Source organism: Tunturiibacter empetritectus (assembly GCF_013410875.1).
GTDB classification, from domain to species: Bacteria; Acidobacteriota; Terriglobia; order Terriglobales; family Acidobacteriaceae; genus Edaphobacter; species Edaphobacter empetritectus.
Window position 1 is genome coordinate 969,753 of record NZ_JACCCU010000002.1, and the last position, 14,040, is coordinate 983,792.

At 50.1% G+C, this 14,040-nt stretch carries 14 protein-coding genes; 6 read left to right on the forward strand and 8 right to left on the reverse strand.

Annotated elements, in window-relative coordinates:
- Positions 1-36: 36 nt before the first annotated feature.
- The 3 genes from HDF08_RS16205 to HDF08_RS16215 form a co-directional block, all read right to left on the reverse strand.
- Complete coding sequence (locus HDF08_RS16205; RefSeq protein WP_179639632.1) at positions 37-1,413, reverse strand: lipopolysaccharide biosynthesis protein; 1,377 nt, start codon at positions 1,411-1,413, stop codon at positions 37-39.
- 104 nt (positions 1,414-1,517) lie between these two features.
- Entirely contained in the window at positions 1,518-2,138 is a 621-nt protein-coding gene (locus HDF08_RS16210; RefSeq protein ID WP_179639633.1) for a class I SAM-dependent methyltransferase, read from the reverse strand.
- Positions 2,139-2,314: 176 nt separating this feature from the next.
- Positions 2,315-2,515, reverse strand: a complete 201-nt coding sequence (locus tag HDF08_RS16215) for a hypothetical protein (RefSeq protein ID WP_179639634.1) — start codon at positions 2,513-2,515, stop codon at positions 2,315-2,317.
- Between the two features lie 98 nt (positions 2,516-2,613).
- Between HDF08_RS16215 and HDF08_RS16220 the strand changes: the two genes are divergently transcribed.
- The 4 genes from HDF08_RS16220 to HDF08_RS16235 all read left to right on the forward strand — a co-directional run bounded on the left by HDF08_RS16220 (position 2,614) and on the right by HDF08_RS16235 (position 7,863).
- On the forward strand, positions 2,614-3,510 hold the full coding sequence (locus tag HDF08_RS16220; RefSeq protein WP_218884733.1) for a glycosyltransferase family 2 protein: 897 nt from the start codon (positions 2,614-2,616) through the stop codon (positions 3,508-3,510).
- A 154-nt stretch (positions 3,511-3,664) separates the two neighbouring features.
- Positions 3,665-4,843 (forward strand): GumC family protein, encoded by a 1,179-nt coding sequence (locus tag HDF08_RS16225; RefSeq protein ID WP_179639636.1) that lies wholly within the window; start codon positions 3,665-3,667, stop codon positions 4,841-4,843.
- A 38-nt stretch (positions 4,844-4,881) separates the two neighbouring features.
- Positions 4,882-6,198 carry an O-antigen ligase family protein gene (locus tag HDF08_RS16230; RefSeq protein ID WP_179639637.1) on the forward strand — a complete coding sequence of 439 codons (1,317 nt, stop codon included), beginning with the start codon at positions 4,882-4,884 and terminating at the stop codon, positions 6,196-6,198.
- 186 nt (positions 6,199-6,384) lie between these two features.
- Positions 6,385-7,863, forward strand: a complete 1,479-nt coding sequence (locus HDF08_RS16235) for a hypothetical protein (RefSeq protein WP_179639638.1) — start codon at positions 6,385-6,387, stop codon at positions 7,861-7,863.
- A 70-nt stretch (positions 7,864-7,933) separates the two neighbouring features.
- Here the strand turns inward: HDF08_RS16235 and HDF08_RS16240 are convergent, their stop codons facing one another.
- Positions 7,934-8,869, reverse strand: a complete 936-nt coding sequence (locus HDF08_RS16240; protein ID WP_179639639.1) for a glycosyltransferase — start codon at positions 8,867-8,869, stop codon at positions 7,934-7,936.
- A 92-nt stretch (positions 8,870-8,961) separates the two neighbouring features.
- Positions 8,962-9,966 (reverse strand): glycosyltransferase, encoded by a 1,005-nt coding sequence (locus tag HDF08_RS16245; RefSeq protein WP_353069778.1) that lies wholly within the window; start codon positions 9,964-9,966, stop codon positions 8,962-8,964.
- Positions 9,967-10,430: 464 nt separating this feature from the next.
- Here HDF08_RS16245 and HDF08_RS16250 point away from each other — a divergent pair, with 464 nt between their 5' ends.
- Positions 10,431-11,240, forward strand: coding sequence for a 2OG-Fe(II) oxygenase (locus HDF08_RS16250; RefSeq protein ID WP_179639640.1), 810 nt, complete (start codon positions 10,431-10,433; stop codon positions 11,238-11,240).
- Positions 11,241-11,339: 99 nt separating this feature from the next.
- Positions 11,340-12,467, forward strand: a complete 1,128-nt coding sequence (locus tag HDF08_RS16255) for a glycosyltransferase family 4 protein (RefSeq protein WP_179639641.1) — start codon at positions 11,340-11,342, stop codon at positions 12,465-12,467.
- 49 nt (positions 12,468-12,516) lie between these two features.
- Here HDF08_RS16255 and HDF08_RS16260 read toward each other — a convergent pair whose 3' ends face one another.
- The 3 genes from HDF08_RS16260 to HDF08_RS16270 form a co-directional block, all read right to left on the reverse strand.
- Positions 12,517-13,011, reverse strand: coding sequence for a hypothetical protein (locus HDF08_RS16260; RefSeq protein ID WP_179639642.1), 495 nt, complete (start codon positions 13,009-13,011; stop codon positions 12,517-12,519).
- Between the two features lie 68 nt (positions 13,012-13,079).
- Positions 13,080-13,589 carry a DinB family protein gene (locus HDF08_RS16265; protein ID WP_179639643.1) on the reverse strand — a complete coding sequence of 170 codons (510 nt, stop codon included), beginning with the start codon at positions 13,587-13,589 and terminating at the stop codon, positions 13,080-13,082.
- A complete protein-coding gene (locus tag HDF08_RS16270) occupies positions 13,583-14,023 on the reverse strand; it encodes a YraN family protein (protein WP_373563211.1) in 441 nt (146 codons plus the stop codon). The genes HDF08_RS16265 and HDF08_RS16270 overlap by 7 nt, the downstream gene beginning before the upstream one ends.
- Between the last annotated feature and the right edge of the window lie 17 nt (positions 14,024-14,040).

A 14,040-nucleotide genomic window follows, 5' to 3' on the forward strand; every position in this document is an offset into this window, starting at 1 on the left:
ACCGAGTCTCTGCGTTCCACCCAACACGTGCATTGATCAATCCATCATAGGTGGATCCGGTGCCAGTTCCGCCACGGGGTTCTCTTCCTTCTTTAGAAAGCCGTAGACCGCTACGTACGAATGGGCGAAAACATAACAGAAACTGGAAGCAAGATTAAACATAACCGCGTCTCGAGTGCTTCGTACTCCAAAGACGATTACATATCCGACTTGAACAAGCAGCAGCAGTCCGATCTCCGCAATCGTCCCTCGCCAGAACACCCATTTGCGGGAGCGGTTCATGATCCAAATCAACCCAGCAACGTAGTTGATGCATGCCGTCAGAACGACCCATCCGATCAAACCGCGTAGATCGCCATATTTCGGCCCTAAAAGCCATAGGAAGACAGTGGGAACAGCAAAAGAAAACAGAACTAGTCCGGCACAGCAGAGTGCAGCGAAGAAAATCAGACGAAAATAAGTGAGAAGTAATCGTCCCCGTTGCAAGCGAGCTATATACGGTTCGACGATCACTATATTAAACGTCATCAGAAAGTTGAAGATGAGACCGAGACGTCCTAACGCCGCGACCTCAGCGATGCTCACCGTATTGCCAAAGATACTGATTAGAAATAACGCCACCTGTCCATGAAAAGCACCCAAAATGATAGCCGGAGAAGCTGGCAGGATATAACGACCAATCTCTTTCCGGATCGACAGGTCGTTGGTCTGTGGCCAAGTGAAGAACTGTCGGCTCTTTCTCCCGAGAAGTTGGCCATTAAAGGTGATATTCAATGCACTCAATCCAGCAGCCGTCCATGAATTGAGCGCACCTAAAACACTCAGAACAACATAAGCACCCAACCTATAGATGTTCGAAATCGTTTGCGGGACATAATAATCGCGCAACCGCCTGTGAAGAAACAACGGGGCTGAATAGTAAGAGACGGGGCCGCTCGAATAAAGCGCGAGAAGAACCGTCATCAACAGCGTGATCTGAATGGGCCATGGCCACTTCTGTTTATGAGTAATGATCAAGAAGACAACAGCTGCAAAAGGTGACAACATCCAAAATGCAGTGTCCCGGAGAGACTTTGCGCCCCGCACATATCTACCTACAACTAACGGATCCAGAGCCCGATCGCCAATCAAAGGTATGATCGTACTGGCACAACCTAGATCCATTAAGATCGAGGTCGTAGCCTGAAATCCTGAAGCCAACCCGAACTTTGCATAATCACTGACGCTCAAGACGCGTATAAGAAAAATTCCAATGATTACGTTGATTCCCTGAAGTGCTCCCTGGCCAAGAAAAAAGTGGAACACGATCCGGAGCATTCGGCGAACCTTCGCGTTCAATGGGCTACGCGTCGCTTCATCAACTGTCTCCAGTGAAGGATCGCCACGAGAATCGTCAGATCTTACGGTTGTCATGGCAAGCCTGCTCCCAAGGAACATTGTTGTGCAGCCTCGGCCCGGAGCATCGTGAACGGTCAGGAACGCTTGTGGAGAGAGAGATGACTCTAACCAAGTAGTCTTCAATCATTCTTGGTGCTTCGTAAGGTAAAAATCTGCCGATAAAATGGCCCTCGATCCGCTCTGCGTAGCAACATCTCAACAAGAGACGGCGCAATTTGCATTCCTAGCGAAGACGCCCTATTAAAGATTCCTGACATCTCTTTCTGCATCAGCCATGAATGGAAGGATATGCTTTCATTGCCTTGTTGCCGCATCTCCCACCCTTCCAATCCTTCAAATATCTCTGATTCAGGGAAGGGTGCATCCATGTGCTCGCTGAGCCAACCTGGTGGTGTCCGTTTAGATTTCACGTAAACATTCAGCAACTCTCGATCCGACTCCCAGGCTGGCCTGCCAGACGGAAATCCGAAGATAACAAGCTTACGTGCAACACGAAGAGCCTCGCTAATCACCATTTTTCGTAGATGAGGTGGAACATGCTCAAGTACATCCGATGCGACGACGACATCAAATTCGTTGTCCTTCAGGGGCAACTCCGTCGCAGAAGCGACCATGGGGGTCATAGGCCATGATGGCTCAAAGGGGAAGGAAACATCACAACCGACAAAAGGAACTTTACGGAATCGCCCCAGACCGACAGGGCCAGAACCAATTTCAAGTACAGATCCCTGCTCGAACATGTCGTGGGATTTCAATATTCGTGTAATTGGATAATACCTGGCCGCCCAGTTAAGCATTGGATCCTTTACATGGTAGAGGCGGCAACCGACGGTCGTCCGCACAAAGTAAGAAACGCGATAGTCGCTATCCCTGGTCGATTTAAACTGTTAGAGAATCGGAAGATAGCACAGCGAAATTATACAATCTCTTCGTCCATCAAAATGCGCGCTTGCGCAGAATCCAAAGCAAAGATAACTGATACATTCCGACGCAAAAATGAAAGACATACTCTCGCGCGAGAGTACGTGAGCACCAGATCGAGAAAAATGGTGACTGGTGCGATAAACTTATCAATAAGCAGTTTTGAACCAGATGCAATGAGGTCGGCGATCTCCATTAGCCATATCTACCTGCTCGAAATTTCCTGTGGCTGTGCCAGGGTTCTCTATCAACAACCCTCAAGATCCCGAAGATCCTATGATTACTAGAAGTGCGATGACGGTCATCATCCCTACCTTCAATCGCTTGTCCACTCTGCGACTTTGCTTGGACTGTTTAGAGGCGCAGACGATGACCGACTTCGATGTACTCATCGTCAACGACGGATCGACCGACGGCACCGAGGCAGCGCTAGCTGACATTCGAGAGAATAGCTCTCTCCATCTACAGGTTCTGCATCAGCAAAACTCCGGACCCGCACGAGCGCGAAATTGGGCGATTGCACATGTCACAACTGAGATCTGTCTTCTGATTGGCGACGATATCCTTGCGACTCCGAATCTCCTCGACGCTCATCTCCAGTTTCACCGAGCTAACCCGGACAACAAGGCGGTCGGTCTTGGTCGGACGCAATGGGACACAGTTCACCAGAAGATCACACCCTTTATGGAATGGTACGAAGAGGTTCAGTTTGACTATGGGCGACTGACTGCAGGACTGACCCCGACCTGGCAGCATTTCTACACTAGCAATCTGTCGTTCAAAACGCGTTTATTTCGAGCCAACCCCTTTGACGAAAGGTTTAAAGCAGCTGCCTGGGAGGACATAGAACTCGGGTTTCGGCTGGCAGACCGGGATCAGATGCACCTCACCTTTCTTCCTAATGCAATCGCTTCCCACGTCCATCCAACCACTTTCCTGCAAGCTGTCAGAAGAATGCACACCCTTGGCCGTTCACAGCGACAGTTTCATCAAATCTGGCCTTCTGCTCGGGATATAGCGGTTAGGGATATAAAGACGAAAATCTGTACGATTTTAGGAGCTCGTCCCCTCCTTTTAGACATTCTTACCTCGTCGGTCGACCGTCTCTCTGGACCGCTGAAGCCCGGAAAATTACACGCCATGCTTCTACGAAGTCACCAACAGCGGGGATATCTGGAATCAAATCAGTAAGGCGTCCACCTGAGCTTGCAGGTCCGCACGTTCGCCGTCCTCAGAAGGTTTCTAAAATCTATTACACTGGAAGTTAGTCATCGGCTAACGAGCATTATCCGCCAGCACTTTGCAGGATGTGCTGAAAAGACAATAGCGAGTATAAAGGTACGGAATGCCAATCGAAACACCGACTCAGAGTGAGAGCTCCAACATCTCGGAATCCACGAGCCTCGTCTTTACCGAGAATGAACCGCTCTCCTTGACGCTGGTGCTACAGATTCTGCAGCGTTCTCGACGCTTCATTTTAAAGACAGCAGCTATAACGTTCATTCTCGCAACAATCCTGGCGTTCATACTCCCTCCTTACTACACCGCAACTGGCTCCTTTGTCCCTCCGGGAGCGAACAATACTTCAAGTGCCGCAGCACTGATGGGTCAGCTTTCAGCCATAGGAGCTGGCAGCCTCCTTGGCGGCAAAGGCCAAGGCGATCTCTACGTCGGCATTCTCAAGAGTCATACAGTCGCTCGCGACATTGTTCAGCGTTTCAATCTTATGCAGGTGTACAAAGTTAAAAAAGAGAGTCTGGCGGAGAAGAAGCTCCTTTCGGAATCCGAGTTTACGCTGGGAACGAAAGATCCCATCGTTACCGTGTCGGTGACCGATAAATCCCCCGAGCGCGCCCGGGATTTGGCCGCAGGATATCTTCAGACGTTACAAGCTACCTCGGCCGGATTGGCCCTCTCAGAGAGTTCACAGCGGCGTCTGTTCTACGAGCAGCGCCTTGCCAAAGAAAAGGACGACCTCGCCAACGCAGAGGTCGCCTTGAAGCTGGAAGAGGAAAAGAGTGGATTGGTGGCGCCGGTCGGGCAGATGGCTTCCAACATTCAAGCGCAGGCACAGGTCCAGGCACAAATCACAGACCTCCAGACAAGGCTGGCCGCCCTGCTCATGAATGAGACCGAACAAAATCCTGATATCCTTCGGTTACGGACGCAGATCGAAAGTTTGCAGTCTCAAGCCTCCCAATTGGCAAAGGGAAACGGTAAAAACCCTACAGGAAGCCTCTCGAGTGCTTTGGTGCCTGGCTTGGAGCTCGACTATATTCGGAAGGCCCGTGAGGTGAAGTATCATCAAGCACTCTTCGAAATCATCGCCAAACAATACGAAGCGGCGCGATTAGACGAAGCAAAAGACTCTCCCCTTCAGGTTCTCGACCAGCCGGTCCTCCCCGATATGAAGTCCGGGCCGCACCGCTCTCTGATCATGGCCCTCGGTCTTGTGATTGGCGTGCTGGGGAGCTCCGCCTGGGTTTTGTTGCGGGCCGATACGATCAAGCGCGTTGTACGCTGACGACGTCGGATTCTTAGGGCGACATGGAGGAACGAGCCGTGAGTAATGAGTCCACACTGTACGTGGAGGTTGGGCATTCAAAGACCCCCCCGTTTGGCCACTCGTCGATCTTAAATTGGATCTCAAATAAAGGTTTTGAGCCCCTCTTTCATATATACGTCTATCTCCTAGTCCTCTTGCCGACTGGTAGCCTCTTCGGAATCAACATCAAGTTCATCTGCTTTTTTCTTCTTTTCCCAATTGCGCTCTCGAAACATCTAGCAGATAGCAAAACCACCTTGTCCAAGGTTTCATTACTGTTTGTTGTACCCGGAGCACTGCTCGTTTGGATTTTGATCGCGCAGGTTTATGAAGCCAACGCAGCTCTGTCTTACTTTCAATTCAAGGACATTGCCACAACCTTTGCGAGTTGCTGGCTGGTCTCCGTTTTCTGCAGAAACAGAAAAGGCGCAGATATTCGATTCTTACGAACGGTACTTATTGCAGAAATCGTTGCGTGTTTGATCAAGATTACGCTGCTCGGTTACTGCTTTTATAAGGAAATTCCCGTTTCGCTCATGATCGATAGTATCAGTGACTTTTTTGGGACGAAGCTAATGAGCATGGACTTGGACTCAGCTCTCGGCAGGATTCAATTTGTAGCCGATGGTCTAATTCCCATATGCATTTATATGCTGCTGCGCTACCGTACAAAACTTAAGATTAGTAGCGTGAGTGCAGTCGTCATGTTTTTTCTTCTTGCCGTATCCCTTGTCTTTACCTTTTCAAGATATTTTTGGGGGTTTGCAGCTCTAGCCTTTTCTCTCGGAATGATCTTTAGTAAAAAAGATCATTTTCACGCTTCGGTCATCACATTGCTTTGCATTGTTTTACTGGTGAGTCTTCCTGTCATTGTCGATCTCTATCAAATTCGCTTTTCTGACGCGATTGCAGGCGGATCGGATTCAGTACGAACAGAACAAATTCCAGCGCTTGAGCGGTTCTTCTTAGATGCCCCGCTCTTAGGACATGGATATGGCAGCTATACCCCAGATGTTATCCGAAGCTCCGACCTTCAATACGGATACGAGGTTCAGCTCTACGCATTGGCTGGACAAGAAGGCATAATTGGGCTTTTGCTGATGGGTGTTTTATTGTTGCTCTACTATTACCCATTATTATGGTCGAAAGGAAGATTCTTTTCCAGCCACCGATTCGGCCTGATCATTATTCTATTTGGCTGGCTTGCCGCTGGCCTATTTAACCCAATGCTATTCAATTCCGCTGCGGCAATGTCATATGCCGCCATTAATGCGCTCTCGGAAATAAGCTCTGAGTCAGGATTGATGAGCACGCTCAAATCCTTTGAGACTTGAGACTTGATTCTTACTTCTTGATCTCTGCCACCTCAATAATCCGCACCCATGCTATCAAAATCGCGTAAAATCGATTATCTCATTATGCCACTTCATCGACGGTTGCCTCAAATTCCTATGTGGCTAATATTGGTTGGGACCCTGTTACTAGCGGTCCCCTTCCATCTTCGCCCTGACAATTTCATTGTGGATGATGGCTATTTTTATCCTCAAATTGCGCGCTACATCGCACGTGGTCAAGGTAGTACCTTCAACGGCATAATGCTGACAAACGGCTATCACCCACTTTGGATGCTGATCTGTGTAATAGGCGCATGGATCACGCCAGCCTCTTATCCACTCGTCCAACTTCTAACCTCAGTACAGGACGTGCTCATATTGGGCTGCGTGTACACGATCGTCTCAGTATCACGCCGTGCCAAAATGCGTGGTTCCGTCCTAGGGTGCCTGCCGCTCCTATTCTTCGGCATGGTATTGGGTATTTGGCGCCTGCTCGAGGCGAACTTGGCACTTGCACTTCAGTTAAGCGTGTTGATCATAGTGTGTCCAGTCCTCTCGGCAAGTTTTTATGACAAGTTAGGTAGATGGCGTAACCTTCTCATCGGAACACTGTTTGGCTTAACAATGCTCGCACGACTAGATCTTATGTTTTTTGTTGCGACAATACTTATCTACGAAATTGTCAATACCAATTGGTCGCTCAGCTTACAGACGCGGACTAGATCATCACTGATACAAATGACTGCGGCAGGAATGCTCTTAGCGCCATATTTCATATGGAACATACATCAATTCGGTCACTTGCTTCCCATCAGTGGTGCTATCAAAAGTACTTTTCCACACCCAGAACGCTGGGGTTTTAGCAATTTTATGTATCCGGTTATTGGGGCTATATTTTTAAATAGCTCTTTGCTTATTAAAAAAACTAGGACGAGCTTCGAGAATATTTGCATTCTCACCGCAATAGCAGCCGCACTTCACATGGCATACACACTAACGTTCGGAGAGTTAGCCCCTTGGTACCTCACAACGGGGTATCTTACTCTTTGTTTTTGCGTCATATGGATGGTCGACAGCGTTTTACGAGTGGCGCCATCTCTGGAGTGGATGGAAACGGCGCTCGCAGCACTTGTCTTTTTTGCTTTTCTGAGCTTGGCTGCTTTACGTATATTTTCAAATTTCACCTATACGCACTTCGTGCATAGGCAGGTTACATTTCACGGATCTTATCTCGAACCTAAACTGGGCCTCGCAATAACACTGCGAGATACTCTTCCAAAAGGAAGCCGAATCTTCGTGTTTGACGCTCCTGGTAGCGTTGCTTTCTACTCCGGTATGAGCATTCTTCCCGTAGATGGTCTTGTAGCCAATTATGCGTACAACGATGAAGTAGTAAAAGAGGGATTTAGTGATTATGCCACCAGAAAGCACATCGATTATTTTATAGCTCCTTACCTGCATCAGGGTCAGATATACGACCGCCTCGCACTTCGAGGATCTGGTGGAAAGGCTAAACAGATTATGGAAATAAAGGCACCATTGACAAAACGAGATGCCGGCACAGTCATACTTTCCGACGCAAATCTTATCTTTCGCTATCGTGAAATTACCACTGATCTTGAAACGGTCTACCCTGAGGTAGGGATTTGGCGCATACCTCACTAACTTGGTGCGGAGCGCCGCATGGATTAGAGAATGCGCCTCCACAGGCAATCATCCGAGTACCAACTTAACCTCACCTAGCTTCTGTCCAGCGCCTAATCCTATTGCTCCTGCGAGTCAGCAACCGGAGCTTGATCTCATTGAGTGTTATCGCGCGAAAATCACGATTCTCGTCGCGTAGAGTGTCCTTACACATTCGTCCAACTAGCCGCAACAGCCGCTCGGCCCTGCCCAAAACTCCCATGTGAAAATCCCAGAACGCGCGCTCATCCGCCAGAAGTCGCCTGTACCGTTCTGGAGTCATGCGACCCTGACGATCCATGATCGCGAGCTCGTGGTTTACCAGAATATTTCCAGCTACAATCAGCCGTTTTCCCGCTAGATCCAGACGATGAAAGAGATTTGTGTCGCTATTATGAAGTGGAAATTGCAAATCATAACCACCGAGCATCCGGACGGCAGAAACACGGAGCATCGACGCTGAATTGAGCGCAGACGTGAATCGCTTCGAGACGCCCTCCACCCCCGGCGCAAGAACCTTCGGGAAAAACCCTCCTACGAAACGGAACGGAGAGATAAGTCTTCCACGATCTGCAATACGAGGAACGATGCCTGCGACTCGTGCATCAGAGACATACTCCTCTGCATAAACCTCGATCTTTTTGAGAAAGTCCACTGGGAGGTTTGTGTCCTGATCGAGGGTGAGCAACCAGGTAAAGCCCTCTTCTTCGGCCATCTTTAGCGCCTTGTTATAGGGCACAGCCAGCCCTGGATTATCAGGCTCTGCGTAATATCGAACCCCCTCCGGAAGAATGCCTGGGTCCTGGCCTCCGGGGGTATTATCGACAATCAAAACCGTAAGCCGCAGTCGGTTAGAAGCCGCGTGGGCTGCCTCGAGCAGTGTCTTTATGGTGGGAGACGAGGCGGCCAGCTTGTTGTAAAGAACAATGATAGCGAAAATGCTTGTTCTTCCATTACGTTGCGTCTCGAACTGGGCAGGGGCATCCATACGGATGGTAGATTGATAGACCTTTCGACTTCATTATAACTTTGGGTCAGGCATCCGCTTCCACACAGCATGGCTTCGTTGTTCAGATCTGCTCACAAAACAAGATCCCGAAAGGCAGCATTTAATCCAGTTGGTGAGTATTTCTTATAACTCCGTAGATGACCCAGGACAGTGGGCAATCTTCTCAACCTGCTAAGAGATAAAAGTGCACCACCACGATGAGCATGTTCTGCCTTGGCATGCGCCTCGATCAACAGATGATCGTCACTCGAGATACCCAGTTTTTCCAAACACACCTGCAGTGCGTCGAATTGGAGAGCATTTTCTCGATATTCTTTTTGGTTTCGATCGCGTGAGAGCTGAATATAGCCACTGATGCCGTGCGACAAGATGTAACTACACTTCTCTTTTAGAGAGATTGGCACACCGATCTGTTGATTTCCATGCACGCGATATCCAACCAAATGCTCGGGACAGGCTATCAATCTAGCGTGTGCCGCCAGCATGAGTGCAAGCCAGGCATCGTGATTCCAACTCGATGGCATTGCGAGAAGCTCATTCTTTGATGAGCTGCGTATAGCAAAGGCCATGCCCGTAACGACATTCCTCTTCAGCAAAACCCCCACAGCCTGTCCTGATCGAAAGTTCATTTGATCGAAAGTATCAAATTGAAAACTTCCCCAAAGATCTTTTCCCAAAAGCCGCGAGGACGAGTCGATCAAGTCGCCGTTTGAGAAGACCCCTGCGGCGGAAGGATTGCTGAGGAACAACTCTTTCAGCTTTTTCAATTTCTGCGGATACCAGACATCATCCTGATCGCAGAGCGCGATAAGCTCCCCGGTGCAAAGCTCGATGGCCTGCGCGAAGTTGCCACGATAGCCTAGATTCTTCGGATTGCGGATAATACGCACCGGGAAAGGACTCTCGACTGCGAACCTCTCTGCGATGCTCACAGTGGCATCGCTCGAGCAATCATCGCAAAGAACAAGTTCTGCTGGCAGCTGCTGCTGACGTGCAATGCTCTCCAGCTGTTCGCCAAGATACTTTTCCCCGTTGTAAGTACACATTGCGATTGAGAATCGCACGTCTTCACGCACCAAATTTCTCCGTCGGTTTCCTTTGAAAATCAATCCCTTGAGACATCCACGTTCCGACGCACTCCGAGAGTGCCGCGAGCCGGCCGCAAGCGGTGCGCTGATTTAGGCATACCTCCGTGCCGCCAATGTGCGCTTTGCGTCGCGTCATCCTGCCAGCTTTCTTCGGAATATTCCTTTGAGAAGCAGCCTCACGCGCCAACTGGGTCACTCGCCTCTACAGATCATACCGGGCCACTTCCCGTTGCCTCCTCCACCACGAACGGGACCGCCGCATCTCATTATAGATAAGAGTGGTCTCGTTTTTCGCACGACGATCCGATCGAGAGGAGGGGCCGCCAGAATTTGTGCCAAAGTAACGTTAACGGATGGGCTCTCTACTTACCAACGAATCAATTCCTTTATACTATTTTTGTCCCACTGCGATTGAACATCGCAGAACGCGTCTTATTTAGGAGTTGGCTCACATGAATCGCAGAGAGTACGCCGCGCTTATCGAAAGACGACTCAAAGTCGAATCTGACCGGCTGCGGCAGGAATTTCCAAAGTATGTGGTGCAAAGCTGCTATGTCGATGACCTTTTACCGAAAGAACTCGCGTTAGAGATATGCAACGCCTTTCCTGACAAGAGCGCGATGATGCTCAAGAAGAGCCTGCGCGAAAACAAGCATGTTGCCGCGCAGATGAATCAATATGCCCCAATACTTGAAGAGATCGTTTATGCGTTCCAAGAGCCAGGCGTCCTGAACGCGGTAGCGGAAATTACCGGCATCCAGGGCATGGTCCCCGACGAGAAACTGTATGCCGGTGGAATCAGCCTCATGGCGAAAGAAAACTTCCTAAATCCACATCTTGACAACTCTCATGACATCAAGCGCGAGATGTACCGTGTCCTCAATCTGCTTTACTACGTAACCCCAAACTGGGGCCATGAACACGGTGGAAACTTGGAGTTATGGGATGACGGCCCTAAGGGTGCGCCGCGCGAGATTACAAGTCATTTCAATCGCCTTGCCCTGATGGCCACTCACGAGAATTCATGGCATTCAGTGAGCGAGGTGAAAGTAGACCGTTCGCGTTGCTGCGTCTCCAACTATTACTTTTCGCCGAAGCCCTTAGAAGATCATGAGTATTTTCATGTGACTTCGTTTAGGGGTAGGCCTGAGCAGCCAGTACGCGATTTGGTGCTACAGGGGGACATAGCTCTACGACAAGGTATTCGGAAGGTGTTCAAGAAGGGTATTGTAGATAACAAGCACGTTTACGAAAAGAGCTAAGTCCTGGAAGCCGCTCGACAGAGCCAGTGTGCAACTAATGTGCGCTGTTATCGGATCGTTGACCCGGCTTAAATGGTCATGAGAATACTTATCAATGCAATGGGTGTGACCAAGAAGAAGGCCGGGGTCGGCGTATATGCAAAGAATCTAATTGATTCGTTGGTATCGAATGACGAATTACATCTGTTTGTTCTCGCTCAGGATGATGACTCCGACTTCGATTACCAAGGCTTGCCTAATGTCACGGTATTGTGGGTTCCCTCGAAACTGCTGCGAACACCGCTGATTCGCTTGATCTTCGAGCAGCTGCTTTTGCCTCTTATCCTATGGAAGCACCATATCGATGTTGTGCATTCCCTCCACTACTCTTTTCCTCTCATCAGCGGTCGAGCAAAGAACGTTGTCACAATTCATGACATGACATCATTCTCGATGCCCGAAGTGCACCTAACTTTTAAGAGGCTTTATTACCGGACTTTTATTCGAGCTGCAGCCAAGCTGGCGGACGCTCTTATTTTCGTCTCCCAATCCGCTCAAAGCGATCTGACAGCAAGGTTCGGCTCTCCGAAGGGTATTTCTGCCGTAATACATCATGGTAAAAGCGATAGTTTCTCGCCTTGTTGGGATCAGGACCTTCTCCAGCAAGTCCGGAAAAAGTATGGTCTGCCCACGCGTTTCATTTTGTATGTGGGAACAATAGAGCCTCGGAAAAACCTCGTGCGGCTGGTTGAAGCGTTCTCGGAGATAGCCCCCCTTCATCCGGATACCGCACTAGTAATAGCAGGATCAAAAGGATGGATGTATGACTCACTGTTTGAGTGCGTAAGCCGCCTGCGGCTGGAAGCACGTATATTTTTCCCGGGATTCGTAGCAGAAGCAGATAAGCGATTCCTCATCTGCGCCGCGGACGTCTTTGCTTATATTTCTTTGTACGAGGGCTTCGGTCTCCCCGTGCTAGAAGCTCTTGCCTGCGGAATTCCTACTCTCACCAGCACCACATCCTCCTTGCCAGAGGTCTCTGGAGTCGCCGCACTGGCGGTGGATCCAACGGATGTCGAACAGATCGCCTTCTCTTTAAATCGTCTTCTCTCAGATTCAGTTTTACGGCAAGAATTGCATAAAGCTTCGCTTCTCCAGGCCGCCCGGTTCACATGGCAAGAAACCGCCGCCGGTACAACCCGCGTGTATTGGGATACGTTCAATAACGCGATTGTGGAGCTAGTGTAGAAGAACAAAAATCGAGCCTGCGTTATGCGGTGTTTGCTTAACAGCCGGGTCAGTCATATTGAAGCTCATGTGGCGCCGGCTCAGTCAGTGTTCCGTCCTTGCGCTCATACCACATGAACAGTTTGTGAGTCCCATTCACCCGCACTGCAACAATAATCCCACTTCCAAACGCCCCCGTTCCGTCTGTCTTTGAAATATCCACATGATGAGAACGAATCGGTTCGCCCACCGGGCTTGCAGTCGTCCAGTCTTCGGTAAATCTCTTCAGCGGATAGTCCACATGACGTTCGGGATGCTGCTGCCAGTCCGGGTCGTTTGTATAAATTGCAAACGCTTTGCCATAGTCCTGCGCCTCGAGAGCGCTGAAGAAGTTGCTCACCTTATGCTCGGCCGGAAGATTGGAGAAGAACCACCCATGTCCCAAAAGAAATCCACCCATCCCCAAAACGACCAACAGCACAATCAGAGCCCCGGAAGCGATCAACAAATTACGGTTTCGCGTCTCGCGGCGGTTGTCGAACTCCGGTGCATTCAGCAGGGTCATAGTTCCTCATCCTTGTAGATCAAAACAAATCAAGTTTATTAGACACCGGTGCCACTTCTTTCGTACGACTACCCCACCGTATCGTCGCCGACTCCCAGCCATCCCTGCATCAGTCGCAAGTGATGCTGCATATGCGCAATGTAGTCCTCGATCAGAAATCCCAGGGTCACAGACTCGCCCTCAATCAATCCGACACTTTTAAGACGAGACTTTTCGATATGCCGAACTGTCCACGCCATATGCTCATTGAGAGCAAACCATAATGCCAGCACTTGAGCCCACTCGCGTTCGGCGTAGCGCTGCAGGTTTACCCACTCCACCTGCTCGTAACCTGACTCGCTCTGTCCCGGCTCAATCTGTAATCGAACAACCCTTCCAATATTATTCACCGCAGAATCGACAAGATGTCCGATCACCTGCTTCGCGCTCCACTTGCCCGGCCGCTCCGGCACACTTGCCTCAGCCTCGGAGAGAGTCACCAGCCACGGCATCCAGTCTCTGAGTACCGCCGCAAGCCGTTCACTCAACTCGGCGGAATTCAGCAGCCCCACATCCGACTCCTGTGCATAGATCACCATCCAAACGCTCCCCGATACACTTCAAACTCAGTTCCAGTTGGCAGCAAGTATACCGACACCACATCGAACCGCACCGGCACATCGCCCCTCAGCTTCTCCGGAAATCCCTTCAGATAAGCCCGCGCCATCCTCCGCAGCATCTCCCGCTTGTCCCTGTCCACGGCCGACTCCGCCGTCATCCCATCCCTTGCACCGCGCGCCTTCACCTCGACAAAGCACAACGTCGGCCCATCCCACCCCACCAAATCGATATCTCCCCACAACTTCGCGCTCTTCCACCTCTGCGCCACAACCGTATATCCCATCTTCCGCAGATAAAACAGGGCCTCCCGTTCGCCCTCCTCACCCGCAGCAAGATGTGCAGGCCCCTCTTTCCGACCGGAACTCAGAGAATCCAGCCTCCGCATCGCCCAGGCCTGAAGATCAATCCACACCGTAGCTGTCTTCCGTT